A 25137-nucleotide genomic window follows, 5' to 3' on the forward strand; every position below is an offset into this window, starting at 1 on the left:
CCTTAAATATAGATTTATTAACGTTAACATGAAGTAGTATAGCACAAAATACTTAACCAGTAAAGTATTTACTGTAATTTGGCTTAAAATTAGTTTTTGGCACAAAAAAACACCCCTCCAAAAAAGGAAAGGTTGCTTTAAGTAATTATTTCAAGAAACGTTGTAAGAACTCTTTTGTACGTTCTTGTTGTGGGTGTTCGAAGATTTGTTCAGGTGTACCTTCTTCAGCGATAACACCTTTATCCATGAAGATGACACGGTCTGAAACATCTCTTGCGAATTCCATTTCGTGAGTGACGATAATCATTGTTAAACCTGATTTAGCGAGTTCTTGCATTGTTTTAAGAACTTCACCGACCATTTCTGGGTCAAGGGCAGAAGTTGGTTCGTCAAAGAGCATTGCTTCTGGGTTAACCGATAAGGCACGAGCGATTGCCACACGTTGTTTTTGACCACCAGAAAGTTGTTTTGGTTTAGCTTTCCAGTATTGCTCAGTCATACCAACTTTTGTAAGGTTTTCTTTAGCGATTTTTTCAGCTTCGCTTCGAGAACGTTTCAAAACAGTTATTTGAGCAACAATGGCATTTTCAAGAACGTTTAAGTTTTCAAAAAGGTTAAATGATTGGAAAACCATGCCAAGTTTTTCACGGTATTCTGTCAAGTTATAATCTTTTTCAAGAACGTTTTGTCCGTGGAAAAGAATTTCTCCAGCAGTTGGATCTTCTAAAAGATTGATAGAGCGGAGGAATGTTGATTTCCCTGAACCTGATGAACCAATGATAGAAATAACTTCACCTTTATTTACAGAAAGTGAAATATCTTTTAGGACCTCATTTTGTCCATAAGATTTTTTAAGGTGTTTAATTTCAATAATAGGTTGAGACATTATTTCACCTCTTTCGTTTGGTTTTGGTTAGCACCAGTTGTGTAAGTGTCCGCATCGAAACGACGTTCGATAAAGCGCAAGATGCGTGTCACTGTAAAGGTGAGAACAAAGTAGATAATAGCGATAATTGTAAATGTTTGGAAGTATTGATATGTTTGAGTTGCAACGGTATTACCTGAGAAGTAAAGTTCGACAACTGAGATAACATTCAATACTGAAGTATCTTTGATGTTGATGACAAATTCGTTACCAGTTGCTGGCAAGATGTTGCGGACAACTTGTGGAAGAACGATTTTGCGCATTGTTTGACCGTGTGTAAATCCAAGTGCTGTAGCAGCTTCGAACTGACCTTTGTCAACAGCGAAGATACCACCACGAACGATTTCACTCATGTAAGCACCAGTATTGATTGAAACAATAAAGATGGCTGCAAGAGTACGGTCGATTGAAATACCAAAGGCTTGAGCAGTACCGTAGTAGATAACCATTGCTTGTACAATCATCGGTGTACCACGGAAGATTTCGATATAAACGCTAAGTAACCAACCAAATACTTTTTGAAGACCAGCAAGGAATTTATTGGCAGCTTTTGGAGCTGTGCGGTAAACACCAATCAAAAGACCGATAAAGAGACCAACAACTGTACCGATGATAGAGATGAGAAGTGTAACTCCCGCACCACGTAGAAATTGGTTCCAGTTTTTCTCGAAGATTCCCCACATATCAGTGAAGAAATTACTCTTTTGATCTTTTTCAGACTTGTCAGCTGGTTGTTTTTCAATCATGTCATCCATGAGTTGCAAACGGTCATTATCAGAGATGCCAGCTAAAACGGCATTTACTTTAGCAAGTGTGTCAGTGTCATCTTTACGAAGACCAACGGCAATGGCTGTGTCTGCTTTAGATGTCGCAAAACCTTTGCCATCTTCAAAAGCAATCATCTTGAAGTCGCTATTTGCATTTTCAGCAGAGATAGCATCAGGACGTTCAGAAACATAACCATCAATAATACCAGATTCAAGTGCTTGACGCATTTGGTTGAAGTCACCCATAGCAGTTTCTTTTGAAGCGCCTTTGATTTGGTCAATCAAGTTGTAAAGGTAGACACCTTGTTGAGATGTTAATTTTGCACCAGCAAAATCTTTAAGTGATGTAGCTTGTGCAAAGTCACCTTTTTTAGAAACAACGATAACTGGGTAGCTTGTATAGTAACTATCTGAGAATGCAATTTCTTTCTTACGTTCAGCGGTAGGACTCATTCCGGCAGCAATCATGTCAATCTTTCCGGAAGTAAGTGCTGGAATTAATCCTGTCCAAGTAGTTTTGACAACGAGGAGTTCCTTGCCTAAGCTGTCTGCTATTTTCTTAGCTATTTGGACATCGTATCCGTTAGCATACTGGCTAGTTCCTTCGATAGGAACAGCTCCATTAGAATCATCATCTTGTGTCCAGTTAAATGGGGCATAGGCTGCTTCCATACCGACACGAAGATATTCGTCAGCGTTTGCGCTAGTCATTCCTCCAAAGAGAAGAAGAAGGGCTGCGAAACAACTTAAAAGTAACTTTTTCATTTAAGACTCCTGTCTATTCTTGTACCTTACTATTTTACAGGAAATAGGGTCTGATTTCAACACGATAGACCCAAAAATAGAATATTTATACAATATATTATGATAAAATAGGGATATAAGAAAGGAGTAGGAGATCATGAAAAAATTAAGAATATTTTTACTAGCAATCGCTACTGTTTTAGGATTATCAGTTCCAGTTTTTGCTGATAGCGATGTTGACTATAGTATCAGCAATTATGATGGTGTTTTAGCGATACACGATGATAATGCTGCTGATTTTTATCAGACTATTACTTATCGCTTTGATTCCTCGTACAATGGGCAGGTGGTGACTTTGGGAGAAGCCGGTCACATGCCAGAAGGATTTTCGGTTAATAATCAGCCAGAAGTTTCTGCTGAAGTTAATGGAGCCGATAAAACTGTTCGGTCTGTGGTAAGCGATCTTGGTGATGGTTACCAAGTGAAAATCTACAATTCTGGTTCCAGCGGGGATATTGTAACTGTTAAGCTACACTGGAAACTATCGCATTTACTATTCCCTTATCAAGACGTCGCTGAACTCAATTGGGTACCAATTAGTGATTGGGATGAAACCTTGAAGCATGTTACTTTTACAGTCTTAACAGATAAAACAACTGCTAATCGCAAACTTTGGGCTCATAGGGGTTACTTGAAATCGGTAAATGTTGAAAAATTACCTGATGGTTATCGAATTACGGCTGAAAATGTTGATGGAAAGTTAGAGTTGCACGCTTACTGGGATAAAGCTATTTTGACAACTCCTGCAACCATTGCAAGTAAACGTAAAGCAGCTATTATTAAGCAAGAAGCAAAAATTGCTCGTAAAAGTCAGTTGCTTAAAGTGGTATTGTTTTACCTTGTGCCAGCTCTTGTTATTATTTTGATTGTTTTGGCTTGGATTTTCTTCTTTACAGGTAAAAAATTGGCTAAGAAATATGAAAAATTTAGTCATGATAGTCGTTCTTATGAAGCGCCAGAAGATTGGTCACCTTTGCTAATTATGCAGTATATCTATGATGTTGATTTGCAAGATACAGATACCAAAGGAAGTCCAATTTCACAAAAATTTAAATTTGAAACTGCCATGCAGGCGACTTTGCTTGATTTGATTGATCGTCATGTGATTACTGCAAGCGATGAGGAATTAACTTGTCATCTGGATAAGCCAATGACAAGCTATGAAGCAGAAGTAATTGATATGGCATTTGGTGGAAAAGAGACCATAAAAATTGAAGACTTGTTTGCAGATTATCGTTTTGATGATGATTTGGTAGATAACTATAAGAAGAAATACAAAGGTCATACTTTAGAAACAAAATTAAACAGTCTTGGTGAAGCATTCAATGATCGCTATCTTGCTAAACTTGAACAAATTACTGACTTAGTTAATCAAGAAATTTCACAAAAAGCTTTACCAGAAATTCGTGAGAATTTAAGCGATGGTATCGCTAAGAAATTTGAATATGCAAAAGGTCTCCTATTCCTTACCTTGATACCTGTTGGTATTGGGTTAATCTATCTTTTGTTTAATCTAAATCTAGTTTTTCTTGCTTATGGTCTTTTGTTAGCTTTGGTTGTTTTGAGTTTGGTCATTATCATGGTTAAATCTCATTATTACAAAGTTCATGGTATGATAACTGCTGAAGGACAACAACGTATTCAAGCTTGGGTTAGCTTTACTAATATGATGCGAGACATTAACAAATTTGATAAGGTTGATTGGCAAGGTGTTGTCGTCTGGAATCGTATCTTGGTTTATGCGACTCTGTTCGGCTATGCCAAACAAGTTCAAAAATTCCTTAAAATTCATAACATTAAACTTGCTAGCGAATCAGACTTTATGATGAATCCTGAAATTGGCTACCTTATTGGCATGCAAACTCATCGTTTGGGAATGGCTAGTCAAAGTGCTGATTCAGCTGCGCATTTCTCTGTATCATCTGGTAGTTCAGGCTCTAGTGGTGGATTCTCCGGTGGTGGCGGAGGCGGAGGCGGCGGAGCATTTTAAAATGCTTTCAAATCTGCTATAATTGAGGGGATATTAAATTAAGGAGAGCTTATGTTATTTTTCGAACTACTTAAGGCTATCTTTTTAGGGGTAGTTGAGGGAATTACAGAGTGGTTACCTGTTTCAAGTACAGGACACCTGATTTTGGTTCAAGAATTTATAAAATTGAATCAAGATAAAGCGTTTTTGGACATGTTTAACATTGTCATTCAATTGGGAGCTATCCTAGCGGTTATTGTGATTTACTTTAAACGTTTGAATCCATTCCAGCCAGGAAAAACAGCGCGTGAAGTTCAGTTGACATGGCAGCTATGGTTAAAAGTTGTTATTGCATGTATTCCATCAATTTTAATTGCAGTACCTTTTGATGATTGGTTTGAAGCACACTTCAACTACATGATTCCAATCGCAATTGCCTTAATTGTTTACGGGATTGCATTTATCTGGATTGAAAAACGAAATGCTAATATTGAACCTGAAGTGACTGATCTTGCTCGCATGCCTTATTTGACAGCCTTTTGGATTGGATGCTTCCAAGTTCTAAGTATCGTTCCAGGAACAAGTCGTTCAGGAGCAACAATCCTTGGAGCCATCATTGTGGGAACAAGTCGTTCAGTTGCAGCTGACTTCACTTTCTTCCTTGCTATTCCAACTATGTTTGGTTACAGTGGTTTGAAAGCTGTTAAGTTCTTCTTAGACGGAAATGTTCTAAACTTTAGCCAATTCTTGATTTTGATGGTGGCAAGCGTTACAGCTTTCCTTGTCAGTCTATACGTTATCCGCTTCTTGACTGATTATGTTAAGAAACACGATTTCACTATTTTTGGTAAATATCGTATCGTTTTGGGAACAATTCTTATTCTATATAGCATTGCCAAATTTATCTTTTAAAAAAGCCAGCAGCCCTTGTCAGGGCTGCTTTTTGTTACGTAAAAATTGAAAAAACAAGACTTTTCTTGTATAATAAAATGACTACTCGTGCGAGGTATATAGTATGGAAATGAAACAGATTAGCGAGACAACGCTAAAAATAACGATTAGTATGGAAGATTTAGAAGAACGCGGAATGGAGTTGAAAGACTTCTTGATTCCACAAGAAAAGACAGAAGAGTTCTTCTATTCAGTAATGGATGAATTGGATTTACCAGATAATTTCAAAGACAGTGGCATGCTTAGTTTCCGTGTGACACCACGTAAAGACCGCATTGATGTCTTTGTTACCAAATCTGAAATCAATAAAGATATAAACTTTGAAGATTTAGCAGCTTTTGATGATGTTTCAAACATGTCACCTGAGGAATTTTTCAAGACTTTAGAGCAGACAATGTTGTCTAAAGGCGACACGGAAGCTCACGAAAAATTAGGTAAGATTGAAGAAATGATGGAAGGTGCTGTTGAAGATGTTCTGACAGAACATGCCCAACAAGCTGAAACTGAACCGGAAGAAGATGTGAATCCATCAGATTATGTTCACTATGTCTTGGATTTTCCAAGCTTAGAAGCTACTGTTGCTTTTGCTAAGGCTATTGATTTTCCAGTTGAAGCTTCAGAGCTTTATAAGATGGATGGGGCTTACTACATGACAGTTCTCATTGATTTGCAAAATCACCCATCTTATTATGCAAATTTGATGTATGCCCGTATGTTAGAATACGCTGGCGCTGGTACAAAAACTCGTGCTTATTTACAAGAGCATGCGGTTGAATTATTGACGGATGATGCCGTCGAAAAATTAAAAATGATTGAGTTGGTATAGTATGGCACCCTTTACAATTGAATATGTTTTAGTTTTAATTGGCGCGTTTTTATTATCACTTTTCTTGACGCCAATTGTTCGTTTTATTGCTTTTCGTGTTGGTGCCGTTGACAATCCAAATGCTCGTCGTGTTAATGAAGTCCCAATGCCAAGTAGTGGTGGGTTGGCGATTTTCTTAGCCTTTTTAATGTCATCTTTGATTTTTATGCCAATGGTTTTGAAACAACCGATTTGGACGATTTCTTATTTTGATTATATTTTGCCAGTTGTTATTGGTGGATTTATCATTACAGCGACTGGTTTTATCGATGATATTTATGAATTGAAGCCAAAAACAAAAATGGCAGGGATTATTTTAGGAGCTATCATTGTTTGGGCCTTTACGGATTTCCGTTTTGATAGTTTTAAAATTCCTTTCGGCGGACCATTATTGCAATTCAATTCAGTAGTCACTTTCTTTTTGACGGTTTTTTGGATTATTTCAATTACAAACGCCATGAATTTGATTGATGGCTTAGATGGTCTGGTGAGTGGTGTTTCTATCATTAGCTTGATTACAATGGCTTTGGTATCTTATTTCTTCTTGCCACAGACCGACTTTTACTTGACTTTGACAATCTTATTATTGATTGCTTGTATTGCAGGATTTTTCCCTTATAATTACAATCCAGCTATTATATACTTGGGAGATACCGGAGCTCTTTTCATAGGATTTATGATTGGTGTGCTATCTCTTCAAGGGTTGAAAAATTCGACTGCTGTTGCAGTGGTGACACCAGTTATTATTCTTGGTGTTCCGATTTTGGATACAACTGTTGCGATTATTCGCCGTAAATTATCAGGGCGTCCAGCGACAGAAGCAGACAAGATGCATTTGCATCACCGTTTGTTAGCTATGGGGTTTACACACCGTGGAGCTGTTTTGGTCGTTTATGGAATTGCGATTCTTTTCTCACTTATCGCACTCTTGCTAAATGTTTCAAGCCGTTTAGGTGGTGTCCTTTTGATGATTGGTTTAGCCTTTGCCCTAGAAGTCTTTATTGAAGGACTTGAAATTTGGGGCGTTGGTCGAACACCACTCTTCGATACCCTTAAATTTATCGGAAATAGCGATTATCGCCAAGCGACAATGTTAAAATGGAAAAATCGCAAAAATAATAAGTAAATGGAAAGCCTATTATGGCTTTTTTTTGATATAATGATTAGTAACCCTATAGAACTGCGGTAATTTTCAGAAAAAAGTTACTGCCGCATTTGATAAATTGGAGGAACGTACACATGTCTGTACTTGAAATAAAAGATCTTCATGTTTCAATTGAAGATAAAGAAATTCTTAAGGGTGTCAATTTAACCCTTAAGACTGGAGAGATTGCTGCGATTATGGGTCCTAATGGAACTGGTAAGTCAACGCTTTCAGCTGCTATCATGGGTAATCCAAATTACGAGGTTACTCAGGGTGAAATTTTACTAGATGGCGAAAATATTCTCGACTTTGAAGTCGATGAACGCGCTCGCCTTGGTTTATTCCTTGCCATGCAATACCCATCTGAAATTCCAGGTATTACAAATGCTGAATTTATTCGTGCAGCTATGAATGCTGGAAAAGAAGATGACGAAAAAATTTCTGTTATGGATTTTATCACAAAATTGGATGAAAAGATGGAATTTCTTGGCATGAAAGAAGAAATGGCAGAACGTTACCTTAACGAAGGTTTCTCAGGTGGTGAGAAAAAACGTAATGAAATTCTTCAATTGTTGATGCTTGAACCTAAATTTGCTCTTCTTGATGAAATCGATTCAGGTCTTGATATCGATGCTTTGAAAGTTGTTTCAAAAGGTGTTAACGCTATGCGTGGAAATGACTTTGGAGCAATGATTATCACTCACTATCAACGACTTCTTAACTACATCACACCAGATGTTGTTCATATTATGATGGATGGTCGTGTTGTTCTTACAGGTGGTGCAGAACTTGCTGCTCGTCTTGAAAAAGAAGGTTATGCGAAAATTGCCGAAGAACTTGGAATTAAATACGAAGAAGAAGTGTAATTGATGATGTCAAGTCTACTATTATAGTAGATGATACTCGTATGTTGGATATAAAAAGGAGTAAACATCAAATTATGACGAAAGAATCAGTTTTAAATTTTTCACAAGCAAAAGCAGAACCTTTGTGGTTGCAAGAGCGACGCTTAGCTGCTTTTGATCATATAGATAAATTGCCATTACCAGAAGTCAACCGTGTAAAATTTCACCGTTGGAACTTGGGTGATGGAAGTATTTCAGAGGATGTGGCTTTGGCTAATGTCCCTGATTTTACAGCGCTTGGAGATAATCCAAAACTTGTTCAGGTTGGAACACAAACTGTCCTTGAACAATTACCTGTTGACTTGATGTCAAAAGGTGTTATTTTTACAGATTTTTATAGCGCTTTGGAAGAAATTCCAGAAGTGATTGAAAAATATTTTGGTAAAGCGCGTGGTGACTTGGAAGACAAGTTAGCTGCTTATCATACAGCTTACTTTAACAGTGCTGCTGTGCTTTATGTTCCAGATAATGTGGACATTGAAGAGCCAATCGAAGGTCTCTTTTTCCAAGATAAGGCTAGTGATGTTCCATTTAATAAACACGTCCTTATTATTGTAGGAAAAAATAGTCACATCAGTTATCTAGAACGTTTTGAATCAATCGGTGAAGGCGATGCTAAAGCAACAGCAAATATCTCTGTTGAAGTTATTGCTTTAGATGGCAGTCAAGTAAAGTTTTCTGCTATCGACCGTCTTGGAAATAACGTGACAACTTATATTAGCCGTCGTGCTCATCATGGTAAAGATGCTGTGGTGGACTGGGCAATCGGCATCATGAATGAAGGCAATGTGATTGCTGATTTTGATTCAGACTTGTACGGAGATGGTAGCCAAGCTAATCTTAAAGTGGTTGCCGCTTCATCTGGTCGTCAAGTTCAAGGTGTGGATACGCGCGTGACAAACTACGGTTGCCATTCAGTCGGACACATTTTACAACACGGTGTCATTCTTGAACGCGGAACATTGACTTTTAATGGTGTTGGTCACATTGTAAAAGGTGCTAAGGGAGCGGACGCTCAACAAGAAAGTCGTGTTCTGATGCTTTCAGACAAAGCTCGTTCAGATGCCAACCCAATCCTATTGATTGATGAAAATGATGTGACAGCTGGTCACGCCGCTTCAATCGGACAAGTTGACCCAGAAGATATGTATTATCTCATGAGTCGTGGTATTGACAAGGAAACAGCAGAACGCCTAGTTATTCGTGGTTTCTTAGGTACTGTTATCACTGAAATTCCTGTCAAAGAAGTGCGTGATGAAATGATTGCTGTGCTTGACAGTAAGTTGGAGCAACGCTAATATGACAAAATTAGACGCTCATAAAATCGCTCAAGACTTTTGCATCCTTGACCAAGTTGTCAATGATGAACCTCTGGTTTATCTAGACAATGCGGCAACAACTCAGAAACCACAAAAAGTACTTGATGCGCTCAATCAGTATTATCATACTATCAATGCCAATGTGCACCGCGGTGTTCATACCCTTGCTGAACGTGCAACAGCTGCTTATGAAGCCAGTCGTGAAAAAGCACGTCAGTTCATTAATGCTAAGTCAACAAAAGAAGTGTTATTTACACGTGGAACAACAACTGGACTTAACTGGGTTGCGCAGTTTGCCCAAGATGTTCTTCAAAAAGACGATGAAGTGCTTATTTCGGTTTTAGAACATCATGCGAATGTCGTTCCTTGGCAACAAGTTTGCCATAAGACTGGTGCAAAATTGGTTTATGTTTATTTAAAAGATGGTCAGCTGGATATGGAAGATTTGCGTAGCAAACTTTCAAGCAAAACAAAATTTGTAAGCATTGCCCATGTTTCAAATGTTTTAGGCTCAGTGCAACCTGTTAAAGAAATTGCCAAATTAGCTCATGAAGTTGGTGCTTATATGGTGGTTGACGGTGCGCAGTCTGCTCCGCATATGACAATCGATGTTCAAGATTTGGATTGTGATTTCTTTGCTTTCTCAGGACATAAAATGCTTGGACCAACAGGCATTGGTGTGCTTTATGGTAAAGAAGAATTGCTCAATCAAATGTCACCAGTTGAATTTGGTGGGGAAATGATCGACTTCGTTTACGAACAAGAAGCCACTTGGACAGAATTGCCTTGGAAATTCGAAGCCGGGACACCAAATATTGCTGGTGCTATTGCTTTAGGCGCGGCTATTGAGTATTTGGATGATCTTGGTTTAGATAATGTTCATGCGCATGAGCAAGAACTGGTTGATTATGTTTTACCTAAACTACAAGCCATCGAAGGAGTAACAGTTTACGGTCCACAAGACCCTAGTCAGCACATGGGAGTCATTTCATTTAATATTGATGGATTGCATCCACATGATGTGGCAACAGCACTTGATTATGAAGGTGTTGCTGTGCGAGCAGGACATCACTGTGCACAACCTTTGATTAATTATCTTGGAATTCATTCGGCAGTGCGCGCAAGTTTTTATATCTATAATACGAAAGAAGATTGTGATAAACTAATAGAAGCAATTCTTAAAACAAAGGAGTTTTTCAATGGCACTTTCTAGATTAGATAGTCTTTATATGGCAGTTGTTTCAGATCACTCAAAAAATCCGCATCATCATGGCAAATTGGAAGATGTTGATCAAGTTAATCTTAACAATCCAACTTGTGGTGATGTGATTTCACTATCAGTCAAATTCGACGGTGATCGCATTTCTGACATTGCATTTGCTGGTGATGGATGTACCATTTCAACAGCTTCATCAAGTATGATGACTGATGCTGTTGTTGGCAAGACGAAAGAAGAAGCTCTTGAACTAGCTGAGATTTTTTCAAAAATGGTTCAAGGTGAAAAAGACGATGCCCAAAAAAGATTAGGTGAGGCAAGTTTTTTGGCAGGAGTTTCAAAATTTCCACAACGTATTAAATGTTCAACTCTTGCCTGGAACGCCTTAAAAAAAGCTATTGAAAACGATAGTAAAAATACAGAAAGGTAATTAGATGCCTGAAAAAAATGAAAAAGTAACGCCAAAACCAATTGATATTGGTGAGTATCAATATGGCTTCCACGATGACGTGACACCAGTCTTTTCAACAGGAAAAGGAATCAGTGAAGATGTTGTTCGTGAATTATCTGCTGAAAAAGGTGAGCCAGAATGGATGCTGGAATTTCGCTTGAAATCATTGGAAATTTTTAATAAAATGCCAATGCAAGATTGGGGACCAGATTTGTCAGATATTGATTTTGATGAGATTACTTACTATCAAAAAGCATCTGATAAACCTGCCCGTTCATGGGATGATGTTCCAGATAAAATCAAAGAAACTTTTGAACGCATCGGTATTCCAGAAGCCGAACGAGCTTATCTCGCTGGTGCTTCAGCTCAGTATGAATCTGAAGTGGTTTACCACAACATGAAAGATGAGTATGACAAGCTAGGAATTGTATTTACGGATACAGATTCTGCACTAAAAGAATACCCAGAGCTTTTCAAAAAATATTTCTCTAAATTAGTCCCACCAACGGATAACAAATTAGCTGCTTTAAACTCAGCTTTCTGGTCAGGTGGTACCTTCATTTACGTCCCAAAAGGTGTCAAAGTTGATATTCCTTTGCAAACTTATTTCCGTATTAACAACGAAGCGATGGGACAATTTGAACGTACTTTGATTATTGTTGATGAAGGGGCAAGCGTTCACTATGTAGAAGGCTGTACCGCACCAAACTATTCATCAGCAAGTCTTCACGCAGCCATTGTTGAGATTTTTGCTCTTGAAGGTAGTTATATGCGTTATTCTACTATTCAGAACTGGTCAGATAATGTCTATAACTTGGTAACTAAACGTGCCACGGCTAAGAAAAATGCTACGGTAGAATGGATTGATGGTAACCTTGGTGCCAAAACAACAATGAAGTATCCATCTGTTTATCTTGATGGCGAAGGTGCGCGTGGGACAATGCTCTCAATTGCCTTTGCTAATAAAGGGCAACACCAAGATACGGGTGCTAAGATGATTCACAATGCACCGCATACCTCATCGTCAATTGTTTCAAAATCAATTGCTAAAGGTGGCGGAAAAGTTGACTATCGTGGTCAAGTGACTTTTAATAAAAATTCTAAGAAATCAGTTAGTCACATTGAATGTGATACGATTTTGATGGATGACATTTCAAGTTCCGATACCATTCCATTTAACGAAATTCACAATTCACAAGTTGCGCTTGAACATGAAGCTAAAGTTTCAAAAATCTCAGAAGAACAACTCTATTATCTCATGAGTCGTGGCCTTTCTGAACAAGAAGCAACAGAGATGATTGTCATGGGATTTGTAGAACCATTTACAAAAGAACTCCCAATGGAATATGCTGTTGAACTTAATCGTTTGATTAGTTATGAAATGGAAGGTTCTGTTGGATAACTTAAAAGAGACAAGTTTTTAAACTTGTCTCTTTTTTTCTATATATAATAGGAAAAGTAATGGTAGTTTTTATAGTTTTTCGTTAACGTAAGTGACGAAGTGGTTCCACCAGACTTTAAGAAAAATGCTTTTTTTTACCTCTTTCTTAGCAAGTGCTGGTACGCTTGGTTTAGAGTCTAGATAGCCAGTTCCGACGATTTGTTTATCATCATAAATGAAAGAACCAACTTTATCACCTTTATTAATAGTAGCTTCGTATCCTTTGACTTTTGTTGAGAATTTTACAGAAGCATCAGTACCAATACGATGAACAACCTTTAATTCTTGAGAAGCAACTGCAGGTACAGTCTTTTCTTTTCCATCGATAACTTTTGCTTTGCTATTTTTAGTTGATTCGCCAGCATCAACAAGAGTTGTCATTTCGTAATTTGATTTAACGTAATCAAGAAGGGCATTAGTAGCTTCAAAACGAGCAAATTCATTTTCTTGCCAACCATCGGCATTCATGACAACGGAGATAATGCGCATGCCGTTTTCTGTAGAAGTCGCAACAAATGAAGCACCAGCAAGTTCAGTTGTACCGGTTTTTAGACCATCAACACCATCACGTTCGTAAGGCATTCCTTTGAGCATGTAATTATAAGTGTTCATTGTAGAACCATCAAAGTCAGCAGTTGTTTGGTTACTAATTTTAAGCACATCTGGGTACTCGGTGATTAAGTGTTGGGCAATGATGGCAACATCACGAGCGCTTAGGGTATTTTCATCAGTTGAACTAGAACCTGGGTAAATGTTATCACCTAGGTAACTATTGTTAAGACCAGAAGCATTAAATAATTTAGCATCATTGATTCCCCATTCTTGGAGTTGAGTTTGCATCATATCAACAAACTTACTTTCGGTACCGCCGATTTTTTCTGCAAGGGCAATCGCAGCACTATTAGCACTAGCTACCATGGCAGCATTAACTAATTGCTCCACAGTATATTCGCGTGCTTCCATAGGAACGTTACTAGCATCCGAATTAGCTGTTAAATCATAAGCATAATCAGATATAGGAACTTTAGTATCCCAACTTAGATTCCCTTTGTCGATTTCTTTGTAAGTTAAGTAAACCGTTAATATTTTTGTCATTGAAGCAATACCATCAGGTGTAGTTGCATCTTTTTCATATAATACTTTACCAGTAGAAGCTTCAACAGCGATAGCGTGTTTAGCTGCTACATCAAAGGTATCATCAGCAGCAACTTTGTTTCCAATGAAGGCCAAGAGTAGGGCCAAAACAGCAAAAACTTTCTTCATTGTTCCATCCTTTGTTAAAAAATTAGATAATATGATTATATCATATTAATCGCTTACTTTCAGTGTGTCAGAAAATCTGACAAAAAATTCAGAAAAAACTATTCTCTTCAGAAAAAACTATTTTCTTTAAGGAAACTTTATGCTATAATTTTATTTGTCAAATAATATAATTTAGAGAGAACAACTAGGAGGGCGTCACATGTCACTAAATGGTAAAACATGGAAACGCGTCGGTCTTGGGGCTGTAGCCTTAGTCTCAACAGCTGTTTTGGCAGCTTGTGGAGGTAAAAGCTCATCAACTTCTTCAAAAACTGATGAGATCAATTGGTACACTCCGACTGAAATTAGCACTTTGGACATTTCGAAAGTTACAGATACTTATTCTTCAATTGCTATCGGTAACTCAGGTAGTAACTTACTTCGTCGTAACGAAGACGGTGAATTAAAACCTGATTTGGCTGAGAAAGTAGAAGTATCTGAAGATGGTTTAACATATACTGCCACATTACGTGATGGTCTTAAATGGTCTGACGGTAGTGATTTAACGGCAGATGACTTTGTTTATACATGGCAACGTATTGTTGATCCAGCGACTGCTTCAGAGTATGCTTACCTTGCATCAGATGCGCATGTTTTAAATGCTGCAGAAGTTATCAATGGTACTAAGAGCGTTGATGAATTGGGAGTTAAAGCAGACGGTAATAAAGTAATCTTTACATTATCTAGTCCATCTCCACAATTTATGAGTCTTTTGACATTTGCTAACTTCGTTCCTCAAAACAAAGCCTTTGTGGAAAAAGCAGGAAGTGACTTCGCTACAACTTCTGAAAAAGCACTTTATTCAGGTCCATACACAGTTAAAAATTGGAATGGTTCTAATGGTTCATTCACACTTGTGAAAAACAAATACTATTGGGACGCTAAAAACGTTAAATTGAAGAAAGTTAACGTCCAAGCTGTTAAAAAACCTGATACTGCCGTGCAAATGTATAAAGATGGTGAGCTTGATACAGCAAACATCTCTGGTACAGAAGCAATTTATAAAGCAAATAAAAGCAACAAAGATGTTGTGGATGCTCCAGAAGCAACATCTGCATACCTCGTTTACAACGAAACAGGTTCTGTTAAAGCTTTAGCTAATACTAAGATTCGTCAAGCACTTAACCTTGCAACAAATCGTGAAGGTGTTGTTAAAGCAGCTATCGATACTGGTTCAAAAGCAGCAACGGCTCTTGTTCCAACAGGACTTGAAACCTTAGAAGATGGTACTGATTTATCTAAATACGTATCACAAGATTACACTTATGATGCAAAACAAGCAGCAAAACTTTTCAAAGAAGGTCTTGCTGAAATCGGTGAAAAATCAGTTAAATTGACAATTACAGCTGATTCTGATACACCAGTTGCCAAAGCGTCAGTAGACTACATCAAACAAACATGGGAAGATGTTCTTCCAGGATTAAAAGTAGAAGAAAAATTCGTAACATTCAAACAACGATTGCAAGATTCTAAAACACAAAACTTTGATGTTGTTCTATCACTTTGGGGTGGTGACTATCCAGAAGGATCTACATTCTATGGATTGTTTACATCTGATTCAGCCTACAACTACGGTAAGTTTAGCGATGCGACATATGATGCAGCCTACCAAAAAGCATTGACTACAGATGCTTTGGATCCAGTAGCTGCTGCAGATGATTATAAAGCTGCTGAAAAAGCACTTTATGATAATGCACACTATAACCCACTTTACTTCCGTAACACAAAAGCACTTCAAAATCCATCAATCAAAGGTCTTGTTCGTAACTCAACTGGTTTGCAAGTTGACTTTACATATGCCTATAAAGACAAATAATCTTTAATAAGTATGAATAATGGGCAAGAATTGGTTGCGGCCAATTCTTGCTTTTGTTGACAGGTAAAACTTTTCCCCTGCCAACAAAAGCAAATAAGAGAAGGAAATATTATGGTAAAATACATTCTTAAACGTGTTGCTATTCTTCTTGTAACACTCTGGGTAGTTGTTACCCTGTCGTTTTTCCTCATGCAAGTTATGCCTGGGACACCTTACAATAACCCAAAATTAACTGATGAGATGATTGCTTTAATGAACAAACAATATGGGTTGGATAAACCGGTTTGGCAACAATATCTTACATATCTATGGAATATTCTCCATGGTGATTTTGGTACAAGTTACCAATCAATCAACCAACCAGTCGGTCGTTTGATTTCACAACGCTTGGGTGTTTCAATTCAACTTGGTGTTCAAGCCCTAATCGTTGGTCTTCTTGCTGGTCTTGCGGTTGGTGCTGCATCAGCACGTAATAAAAATAACTGGATTGATGGTGTACTTAGTGTTATTTCTACACTTGGTATTTCAGTACCATCATTCATTATCGGTCTTTTCTTATTGGTTACTCTTGGTTTCAAATGGAGCTTGTTCCCACTTGCAGGATGGGGCTCATTTGAACAAACAATCATGCCATCTATTGCCTTAGCAATCCCAGTCTTTGCTCAAGTAACACGTTTCTTCCGTGGACAAATGATTGAAACATTGAGTTCTGATTACATTCAATTAGCAACTGCTAAAGGTTTGAATAAACGTCAAGTGACACGTAAACACGCGTACCGTAACTCAATGATTCCAGTTTTGACTTTGGTTGGTCCTATGGCAGCAAACTTGCTAACAGGTTCAGCTTTGATTGAACAAATTTTCTCAATTCCAGGAATTGGTCAACAATTTGTAACATCAATCCCAGCTAAAGACTATCCAGTAATTATGGGAACAACAATCGTTTATGCAATGATGTTGATGGTTGCTATCTTGGTAACAGATATTGCAACAAGTATTGTTGATCCACGTGTACGCTTGCAATAAGGAGACTATTCATGGCAGAAAAAACAAGAGAATTTAAGCTTGTTGGTGTTGGTTCAGCCAGCTCACAAGAAAAAATTGAAAAGCCTGCTCTTTCTTTTATGCAAGATGCATGGCGCCGTTTGAAGAAAAATAAATTAGCTGTTATTTCAATGTGGTTCTTGGGAATTTTACTCGTATTCTCAATGATTTCAGTAGTTTTGGTACCACGTGATGACGCTAATGCTTTCAATACAAAAGAAGTTACAACTTACCGTAACCTTCCACCAAAACTTAGTGACAACCTTCCATTCTGGAACGGTAAAATTACTTATTCTGGTAATACTGAAGCTAACGATGCTTATGCAGACCAAGGTGTTCCAGAAGGTAAAAAATTTATCCTTGGTACTGATAACCTAGGTCGTAGTGTTGCCAAACGTATCATCGTAGGTGTGCGTATCTCACTTCTTATTGCTATCGTTGCAACATTGATTGACCTTTTGATTGGGGTAACTTATGGTTTGATTTCAGGTTATGTTGGCGGACGTGTCGACATGGTTATGCAACGTATTATCGAAGTTATTTCATCAATTCCTAACTTGGTTATCGTTACAATGCTTGGTCTTTTGCTTGGTAATGGTGTTACATCAATCATTATTTCAATTGCTATCGTTGGATGGACATCAATGGCTCGTCAAGTACGTAACTTAACACTTTCTTACCGCGAACAAGAGTTTGTTCTTGCTGCTCGTTCATTGGGTGAAAGTGCTCCTAAAATCGCATTTAAACACATCCTTCCAAATATTTCAGGGATTATTATTGTTCAAATTATGATGACAGTTCCAAGTGCCATCATGTATGAAGCTGTGCTTTCAGCTATTAACCTTGGGGTAAAACCACCAACAGCGTCACTTGGTTCATTGATTACTGATGCTCAAGAATACTTACAATACTACCCTTATCAAGTAACTCTACCAGCCCTTGCTTTGGTATTAATCTCACTTGCTTTCATCTTGTTAGGTGACGGTCTTCGTGATGCATTTGATCCAAAATCTGGTGATCGTTAGGAGGAAAAAATATGAGTGAAGAAACAATTTTACAAGTTAAAAACCTCCATGTAGATTTCCAAACCTACGCTGGAGAAATTAAAGCCATTCGCGACGTCAACTTTGACTTGAAGAAAGGCGAAACACTTGCTATCGTAGGTGAATCTGGATCAGGTAAATCTGTAACAACTAAAACATTAATGGGGTTATCTGCCTCAAATGCTACTATTACAGGTGATATCGATTTTAAAGGTAAAAAACTTACTGAATTAAAAGAAGACGAATGGATCAAAGTTCGTGGAAATGAAATCGCAATGATCTTCCAAGATCCAATGACAAGTCTAGACCCAACAATGAAAATTGGTCAACAAATTGCTGAACCAATCATGATCCACGAAAAAGTTTCAAAACAAGAAGCTTGGAATCGTGCGCTAGATTTAATGAAAAATGTTGGTATTCCAAATGCGGAAGAACATATCAACGATTACCCACACCAATGGTCTGGTGGTATGCGTCAACGTGCTGTTATTGCAATCGCACTTGCTGCTAACCCAGATGTCTTAATTGCTGACGAACCAACAACTGCCTTGGATGTTACTATTCAAGCTCAAATTCTTAACTTGATGAAAAAAATTCAAAAAGAACGTGGTTCATCAATCATCTTTATCACCCACGACCTTGGTGTCGTTGCTGGTATGGCTGACCGTGTTGCAGTTATGTATGCTGGTAAAGTTATTGAATATGGAACAGTTGACGAAGTCTTCTACAATCCGCAACACCCATATACTTGGGGCTTGTTGAACTCAATGCCAACAACTGACACAGAAGCTGGTAGCTTACAATCAATCCCAGGTACACCACCAGATCTTCTTAACCCACCAAAAGGTGATGCTTTTGCACCACGTAACGAATTCGCTTTGGATATCGATTACGAAGAAGAACCACCAATGTTTAAAGTTAGTGATACTCACTTTGCTGCAACTTGGTTGCTGGATGAGCGTGCACCTAAAGTAACACCACCATTACCAATTCAAAAACGTTGGGCAAAATGGAAAGAACTTGAAGGGAGAAAAGCTTAATGACTGAAAATAGAAAAAAGCTTGTTGAACTTAAAAATGTCTCTTTGACTTTCAACGAAGGCAAAAAGAATGAAGTAAAAGCCATCAACAACGTCAGCTTCGATATCTATGAAGGTGAAGTCTTTGGTTTAGTTGGTGAATCAGGTTCTGGTAAAACAACTGTTGGACGTGCTATCTTAAAACTTTACGATATTAGTGATGGTGAAATCGACTTTAATGGAGAAACAGTTTCTAACCTTAAAGGTAAAGAATTGCATGAATTCCGTAAAAATGTGCAAATGATTTTCCAAGACCCACAAGCAAGTCTTAATGGACGTATGAAAATCCGTGACATCGTTGCCGAAGGTCTTGATATTCACAAACTTGTTAATAGTAAAGAAGAGCGTGATGAAAAAGTTCAAGAATTACTTTCTCTAGTAGGTTTGAACAAAGATCACATGACTCGTTACCCACACGAATTCTCTGGTGGTCAACGTCAACGTATTGGTATTGCACGTGCTCTTGCTGTACAACCAAAATTCATTATTGCTGATGAACCAATTTCTGCGCTTGACGTGTCTATTCAAGCTCAAGTTGTTAACTTGATGCAAAAACTTCAACGCGAAAAAGGCTTGACTTATCTCTTCATCGCTCACGATTTGTCAATGGTCAAATACATTTCAGATCGTATTGGTGTAATGCACTGGGGTAAAATGCTTGAAATTGGAACATCTGAAGATGTTTACAATAACCCAATTCACCCATACACTAAGAGTTTATTGTCTGCAATTCCAGAACCAGATCCAGAATCTGAACGTGAACGCGTGCATCAAGTTTATGATCCAAGTGCAGAACTTGATGGTCAAGAACGTGAAATGCGTGAAATTACACCAGGTCACTTTGTACTTTCTACTGAAGCTGAAGCTGAAGAATATAAAAAAGCATTATCATAATTATAAAGAGGGCAAAGAGCCCTCTTTTTTGCGTTTAAAGGTTCCTAAAAGTCAATTTAGTTGCATTATAAGAGAAGAAGTATTAGAATGTACACGAAGTCAATTACTGCTGAATTGAGCGATTTCAGAGGGTTCTGATGGCAAATTGAAAAAAACTGAAAAAAGTTTCATAAAAGCGTTGACACGTTGTAGTAAATTTAGTATACTAATATAGCTGTTGTTCGAGAGGACGACGGAAACAAGTTTGAAACAAACTTGAAAATTTCTTGAAAAAAGGTATTGACAACGAGTTTCAAATTTGATAGAATATAGAAGTTGTCTCTGATGAGACAAAGACCTTTGAAAACTGAACAATACGAACCAAACGTGCGGGTTACGGAAGTAACCTGTCAAAAACGATAAATCTGTCAGTGACAGAATGAGAACAAGATTAAATGAGAGTTTGATCCTGGCTCAGGACGAACGCTGGCGGCGTGCCTAATACATGCAAGTAGAACGCTGAAGACTTTAGCTTGCTAAAGTTGGAAGAGTTGCGAACGGGTGAGTAACGCGTAGGTAACCTGCCTACTAGCGGGGGATAACTATTGGAAACGATAGCTAATACCGCATAACAGCATTTAACCCATGTTAGATGCTTGAAAGGAGCAATTGCTTCACTAGTAGATGGACCTGCGTTGTATTAGCTAGTTGGTGAGGTAACGGCTCACCAAGGCGACGATACATAGCCGACCTGAGAGGGTGATCGGCCACACTGGGACTGAGACACGGCCCAGACTCCTACGGGAGGCAGCAGTAGGGAATCTTCGGCAATGGGGGCAACCCTGACCGAGCAACGCCGCGTGAGTGAAGAAGGTTTTCGGATCGTAAAGCTCTGTTGTAAGAGAAGAACGTGTGTGAGAGTGGAAAGTTCACACAGTGACGGTAACTTACCAGAAAGGGACGGCTAACTACGTGCCAGCAGCCGCGGTAATACGTAGGTCCCGAGCGTTGTCCGGATTTATTGGGCGTAAAGCGAGCGCAGGCGGTTTAATAAGTCTGAAGTTAAAGGCAGTGGCTTAACCATTGTTCGCTTTGGAAACTGTTAGACTTGAGTGCAGAAGGGGAGAGTGGAATTCCATGTGTAGCGGTGAAATGCGTAGATATATGGAGGAACACCGGTGGCGAAAGCGGCTCTCTGGTCTGTAACTGACGCTGAGGCTCGAAAGCGTGGGGAGCAAACAGGATTAGATACCCTGGTAGTCCACGCCGTAAACGATGAGTGCTAGGTGTTAGGCCCTTTCCGGGGCTTAGTGCCGCAGCTAACGCATTAAGCACTCCGCCTGGGGAGTACGACCGCAAGGTTGAAACTCAAAGGAATTGACGGGGGCCCGCACAAGCGGTGGAGCATGTGGTTTAATTCGAAGCAACGCGAAGAACCTTACCAGGTCTTGACATCCCGATGCTATTCCTAGAGATAGGAAGTTTCTTCGGAACATCGGTGACAGGTGGTGCATGGTTGTCGTCAGCTCGTGTCGTGAGATGTTGGGTTAAGTCCCGCAACGAGCGCAACCCCTATTGTTAGTTGCCATCATTAAGTTGGGCACTCTAGCGAGACTGCCGGTAATAAACCGGAGGAAGGTGGGGATGACGTCAAATCATCATGCCCCTTATGACCTGGGCTACACACGTGCTACAATGGTTGGTACAACGAGTCGCGAGTCGGTGACGGCAAGCAAATCTCTTAAAGCCAATCTCAGTTCGGATTGTAGGCTGCAACTCGCCTACATGAAGTCGGAATCGCTAGTAATCGCGGATCAGCACGCCGCGGTGAATACGTTCCCGGGCCTTGTACACACCGCCCGTCACACCACGAGAGTTTGTAACACCCGAAGTCGGTGAGGTAACCTTTTAGGAGCCAGCCGCCTAAGGTGGGATAGATGATTGGGGTGAAGTCGTAACAAGGTAGCCGTATCGGAAGGTGCGGCTGGATCACCTCCTTTCTAAGGATAAACGGAAGCACGTTTGGAGTATTGTTTAGTTTTGAGAGGTCTTGTGGGGCCTTAGCTCAGCTGGGAGAGCGCCTGCTTTGCACGCAGGAGGTCAGCGGTTCGATCCCGCTAGGCTCCATTGAATCGAAAGATTCAAAAGATTGTCCATTGAAAATTGAATATCTATATCAAATTCCACGATTCAAGAAATTGAATTGTAGATAGTAACAAGAAATAAACCGAAACGCTGTGATTTAATGAGTTTAAGGTCAACAGACCAAAATAAGGTTAAGTTAATAAGGGCGCACGGTGGATGCCTTGGCACTAGAAGCCGATGAAGGACGTGACTAACGACGAAATGCTTTGGGGAGTTGTAAGTAAACATTGATCCAGAGATGTCCGAATGGGGGAACCCGGCATGTAATGCATGTCACTCATTACTGTTAAGGTAATGAAGAGGAAGACGCAGTGAACTGAAACATCTAAGTAGCTGCAGGAAGAGAAAGCAAACGCGATTGCCTTAGTAGCGGCGAGCGAAATGGTAAGAGGGCAAACCGATGTGTTTACACATCGGGGTTGTAGGACTGCGACGTGGGACGACAAGATTATAGAAGAATTACCTGGGAAGGTAAGCCAAAGAGAGTAACAGCCTCGTATTCGAAATAGTCTTTAACCCTAGCAGTATCCTGAGTACGGCGAGACACGAGAAATCTCGTCGGAATCTGGGAGGACCATCTCCTAACCCTAAATACTCTCTAGTGACCGATAGTGAACCAGTACCGTGAGGGAAAGGTGAAAAGCACCCCGGGAGGGGAGTGAAATAGAACCTGAAACCGTGTGCCTACAACAAGTTCGAGCCCGTTAATGGGTGAGAGCGTGCCTTTTGTAGAATGAACCGGCGAGTTACGATATGATGCGAGGTTAAGTTGAAGAGACGGAGCCGTAGGGAAACCGAGTCTTAATAGGGCGCATTAGTATCATGTCGTAGACCCGAAACCATGTGACCTACCCATGAGCAGGGTGAAGGTGAGGTAAAACTCACTGGAGGCCCGAACCAGGGCACGTTGAAAAGTGCTTGGATGACTTGTGGGTAGCGGAGAAATTCCAAACGAACTTGGAGATAGCTGGTTCTCTCCGAAATAGCTTTAGGGCTAGCGTCGATGTTAAGTCTCTTGGAGGTAGAGCACTGTTTGATTGAGGGGTCCATCCCGGATTACCAATATCAGATAAACTCCGAATGCCAATGAGATATAATCGGCAGTCAGACTGCGAGTGCTAAGATCCGTAGTCGAAAGGGAAACAGCCCAGACCACCAGCTAAGGTCCCAAAATATATGTTAAGTGGAAAAGGATGTGGGGTTGCACAGACAACTAGGATGTTAGCTTAGAAGCAGCTATTCATTCAAAGAGTGCGTAATAGCTCACTAGTCGAGTGACCCTGCGCCGAAAATGTACCGGGGCTAAAACATATTACCGAAGCTGTGGATACCTTTTAGGTATGGTAGGAGAGCGTTCTATGTGTGAAGAAGGTGTACCGTGAGGAGCGCTGGAACGCATAGAAGTGAGAATGCCGGTATGAGTAGCGAAAGACAGGTGAGAATCCTGTCCACCGTATGACTAAGGTTTCCAGGGGAAGGCTCGTCCTCCCTGGGTTAGTCGGGACCTAAGGAGAGACCGAAAGGTGTATCCGATGGACAACAGGTTGATATTCCTGTACTAGAGTATATAGTGATGGAGGGACGCAGTAGGCTAACTAAAGCGTGCGATTGGAAGTGCACGTCTAAGCAGTGAGGTGTGATATGAGTCAAATGCTTATATCTCTAACATTGAGCTGTGATGGGGAGCGAAGTTAAGTAGCGAAGTTAGTGATGTCACACTGCCAAGAAAAGCTTCTAGCGTTAATTATACTCTACCCGTACCGCAAACCGACACAGGTAGTCGAGGCGAGTAGCCTCAGGTGAGCGAGAGAACTCTCGTTAAGGAACTCGGCAAAATGGCCCCGTAACTTCGGGAGAAGGGGCGCTGGCTTTAAGTCAGCCGCAGTGAATAGGCCCAAGCAACTGTTTATCAAAAACACAGCTCTCTGCTAAATCGTAAGATGATGTATAGGGGGTGACGCCTGCCCGGTGCTGGAAGGTTAAGAGGAGCGCTTAGCATTAGCGAAGGTGTGAATTGAAGCCCCAGTAAACGGCGGCCGTAACTATAACGGTCCTAAGGTAGCGAAATTCCTTGTCGGGTAAGTTCCGACCCGCACGAAAGGCGTAATGATTTGGGCACTGTCTCAACGAGAGACTCGGTGAAATTTTAGTACCTGTGAAGATGCAGGTTACCCGCGACAGGACGGAAAGACCCCATGGAGCTTTACTGCAGTTTGATATTGAGTATCTGTACCACATGTACAGGATAGGTAGGAGCCTATGAAATCGGGACGCTAGTTTCGGTGGAGGCGTTGTTGGGATACTACCCTTGTGTTATGGCTACTCTAACCTAGATAGGTTATCCCTATCGGAGACAGTGTCTGACGGGCAGTTTGACTGGGGCGGTCGCCTCCTAAAAGGTAACGGAGGCGCCCAAAGGTTCCCTCAGAATGGTTGGAAATCATTCGCAGAGTGTAAAGGTATAAGGGAGCTTGACTGCGAGAGCTACAACTCGAGCAGGGACGAAAGTCGGGCTTAGTGATCCGGTGGTTCCGCATGGAAGGGCCATCGCTCAACGGATAAAAGCTACCCTGGGGATAACAGGCTTATCTCCCCCAAGAGTTCACATCGACGGGGAGGTTTGGCACCTCGATGTCGGCTCGTCGCATCCTGGGGCTGTAGTCGGTCCCAAGGGTTGGGCTGTTCGCCCATTAAAGCGGCACGCGAGCTGGGTTCAGAACGTCGTGAGACAGTTCGGTCCCTATCCGTCGCGGGCGTAGGAAATTTGAGAGGATCTGCTCCTAGTACGAGAGGACCAGAGTGGACTTACCGCTGGTGTACCAGTTGTCTTGCCAAAGGCATCGCTGGGTAGCTATGTAGGGAAGGGATAAACGCTGAAAGCATCTAAGTGTGAAGCCCACCTCAAGATGAGATTTCCCATGATTTTATATCAGTAAGAGCCCTGAGAGATGATCAGGTAGATAGGTTAGAAGTGTAAGTGTGGTGACACATGTAGCGGACTAATACTAATAGCTCGAGGACTTATCCAAAAAAGAAACGAGTCAATATTGACAGCGAGTCGGTTTCTTGTTAGAATATA

Annotated in this window: 17 protein-coding genes, 1 tRNA gene and 2 rRNA genes; 17 read left to right on the top strand and 3 right to left on the bottom strand. The window is 40.1% G+C overall.

The features are described from left to right. Window positions 1–145 precede the first annotated feature (145 nt). Entirely contained in the window at window positions 146–886 is a 741-nt protein-coding gene (locus GPZ88_RS06090; RefSeq protein ID WP_166043719.1) for an amino acid ABC transporter ATP-binding protein, read from the bottom strand. Beyond that, window positions 886–2457, bottom strand: coding sequence for an ABC transporter permease subunit (locus GPZ88_RS06095; RefSeq protein WP_074965543.1), 1572 nt, complete (start codon window positions 2455–2457; stop codon window positions 886–888). Before GPZ88_RS06095 ends, GPZ88_RS06090 begins: the two co-directional genes overlap by 1 nt. A gap of 136 nt (window positions 2458–2593) precedes the next feature. On the opposite strand from GPZ88_RS06095, the gene GPZ88_RS06100 reads away from it, so the two are divergent. The 9 genes from GPZ88_RS06100 (at window position 2594) to sufB (ending at window position 12718) form a co-directional block, all read left to right on the top strand. Next, window positions 2594–4486, top strand: a complete 1893-nt coding sequence (locus tag GPZ88_RS06100; RefSeq protein ID WP_206282127.1) for a DUF2207 domain-containing protein — start codon at window positions 2594–2596, stop codon at window positions 4484–4486. A 51-nt stretch (window positions 4487–4537) separates the two neighbouring features. Continuing rightward, a complete protein-coding gene (locus GPZ88_RS06105; protein ID WP_039696026.1) occupies window positions 4538–5377 on the top strand; it encodes an undecaprenyl-diphosphate phosphatase in 840 nt (279 codons plus the stop codon). Window positions 5378–5480: 103 nt separating this feature from the next. Beyond that, window positions 5481–6242, top strand: a complete 762-nt coding sequence (gene mecA, locus GPZ88_RS06110) for an adaptor protein MecA (protein WP_074603782.1) — start codon at window positions 5481–5483, stop codon at window positions 6240–6242. Window position 6243: 1 nt separating this feature from the next. Continuing rightward, window positions 6244–7407 carry a glycosyltransferase family 4 protein gene (locus GPZ88_RS06115; RefSeq protein ID WP_039696028.1) on the top strand — a complete coding sequence of 388 codons (1164 nt, stop codon included), beginning with the start codon at window positions 6244–6246 and terminating at the stop codon, window positions 7405–7407. Window positions 7408–7520: 113 nt separating this feature from the next. After that, a complete protein-coding gene (gene sufC, locus GPZ88_RS06120) occupies window positions 7521–8291 on the top strand; it encodes a Fe-S cluster assembly ATPase SufC (RefSeq protein ID WP_166043721.1) in 771 nt (256 codons plus the stop codon). 74 nt (window positions 8292–8365) lie between these two features. Next, complete coding sequence (gene sufD / locus GPZ88_RS06125; RefSeq protein WP_014334313.1) at window positions 8366–9628, top strand: Fe-S cluster assembly protein SufD; 1263 nt, start codon at window positions 8366–8368, stop codon at window positions 9626–9628. A 1-nt stretch (window position 9629) separates the two neighbouring features. Beyond that, a complete protein-coding gene (locus GPZ88_RS06130; RefSeq protein ID WP_166043724.1) occupies window positions 9630–10862 on the top strand; it encodes a cysteine desulfurase in 1233 nt (410 codons plus the stop codon). Next, window positions 10849–11295, top strand: a complete 447-nt coding sequence (gene sufU / locus GPZ88_RS06135) for a Fe-S cluster assembly sulfur transfer protein SufU (protein ID WP_039696032.1) — start codon at window positions 10849–10851, stop codon at window positions 11293–11295. Before GPZ88_RS06130 ends, sufU begins: the two co-directional genes overlap by 14 nt. 4 nt (window positions 11296–11299) lie before the next feature. After that, on the top strand, window positions 11300–12718 hold the full coding sequence (sufB, locus tag GPZ88_RS06140; RefSeq protein ID WP_074482843.1) for a Fe-S cluster assembly protein SufB: 1419 nt from the start codon (window positions 11300–11302) through the stop codon (window positions 12716–12718). Window positions 12719–12787: 69 nt separating this feature from the next. Here the strand turns inward: sufB and pbp3 are convergent, their stop codons facing one another. Continuing rightward, entirely contained in the window at window positions 12788–14020 is a 1233-nt protein-coding gene (gene pbp3, locus GPZ88_RS06145) for a D-alanyl-D-alanine carboxypeptidase PBP3 (RefSeq protein ID WP_158913174.1), read from the bottom strand. Window positions 14021–14219: 199 nt separating this feature from the next. Between pbp3 and GPZ88_RS06150 the strand changes: the two genes are divergently transcribed. From GPZ88_RS06150 to GPZ88_RS06185, 8 genes are all read left to right on the top strand, one after another. Then, window positions 14220–15875, top strand: coding sequence for a peptide ABC transporter substrate-binding protein (locus GPZ88_RS06150; protein WP_158913176.1), 1656 nt, complete (start codon window positions 14220–14222; stop codon window positions 15873–15875). Window positions 15876–15986: 111 nt separating this feature from the next. After that, the gene (locus tag GPZ88_RS06155; RefSeq protein WP_006530948.1) at window positions 15987–16901 is read left to right on the top strand and encodes an ABC transporter permease; all 915 of its coding nucleotides are present in this window, start codon (window positions 15987–15989) and stop codon (window positions 16899–16901) included. Between the two features lie 11 nt (window positions 16902–16912). Beyond that, the gene (locus GPZ88_RS06160) at window positions 16913–17944 is read left to right on the top strand and encodes an ABC transporter permease (RefSeq protein WP_074565183.1); all 1032 of its coding nucleotides are present in this window, start codon (window positions 16913–16915) and stop codon (window positions 17942–17944) included. A gap of 11 nt (window positions 17945–17955) precedes the next feature. Then, window positions 17956–19002 carry an ABC transporter ATP-binding protein gene (locus tag GPZ88_RS06165; RefSeq protein ID WP_074565181.1) on the top strand — a complete coding sequence of 349 codons (1047 nt, stop codon included), beginning with the start codon at window positions 17956–17958 and terminating at the stop codon, window positions 19000–19002. Further along, window positions 19002–19934, top strand: a complete 933-nt coding sequence (locus tag GPZ88_RS06170) for an ABC transporter ATP-binding protein (RefSeq protein ID WP_074565179.1) — start codon at window positions 19002–19004, stop codon at window positions 19932–19934. Before GPZ88_RS06165 ends, GPZ88_RS06170 begins: the two co-directional genes overlap by 1 nt. Before the next feature lie 430 nt (window positions 19935–20364). Continuing rightward, window positions 20365–21913: ribosomal RNA gene (locus GPZ88_RS06175) — 16S ribosomal RNA — on the top strand. A gap of 54 nt (window positions 21914–21967) precedes the next feature. Continuing rightward, a tRNA-Ala gene (locus GPZ88_RS06180) sits at window positions 21968–22040 on the top strand. Between the two features lie 147 nt (window positions 22041–22187). Beyond that, window positions 22188–25087: ribosomal RNA gene (locus GPZ88_RS06185) — 23S ribosomal RNA — on the top strand. The 16S and 23S rRNA genes sit together here with 1 tRNA gene alongside, the layout of an rRNA operon. Window positions 25088–25137: the final 50 nt, after the last annotated feature.

Source organism: Streptococcus ruminicola (genome assembly GCF_011387195.1).
Classification (GTDB): Bacteria; Bacillota; Bacilli; order Lactobacillales; family Streptococcaceae; genus Streptococcus; species Streptococcus ruminicola.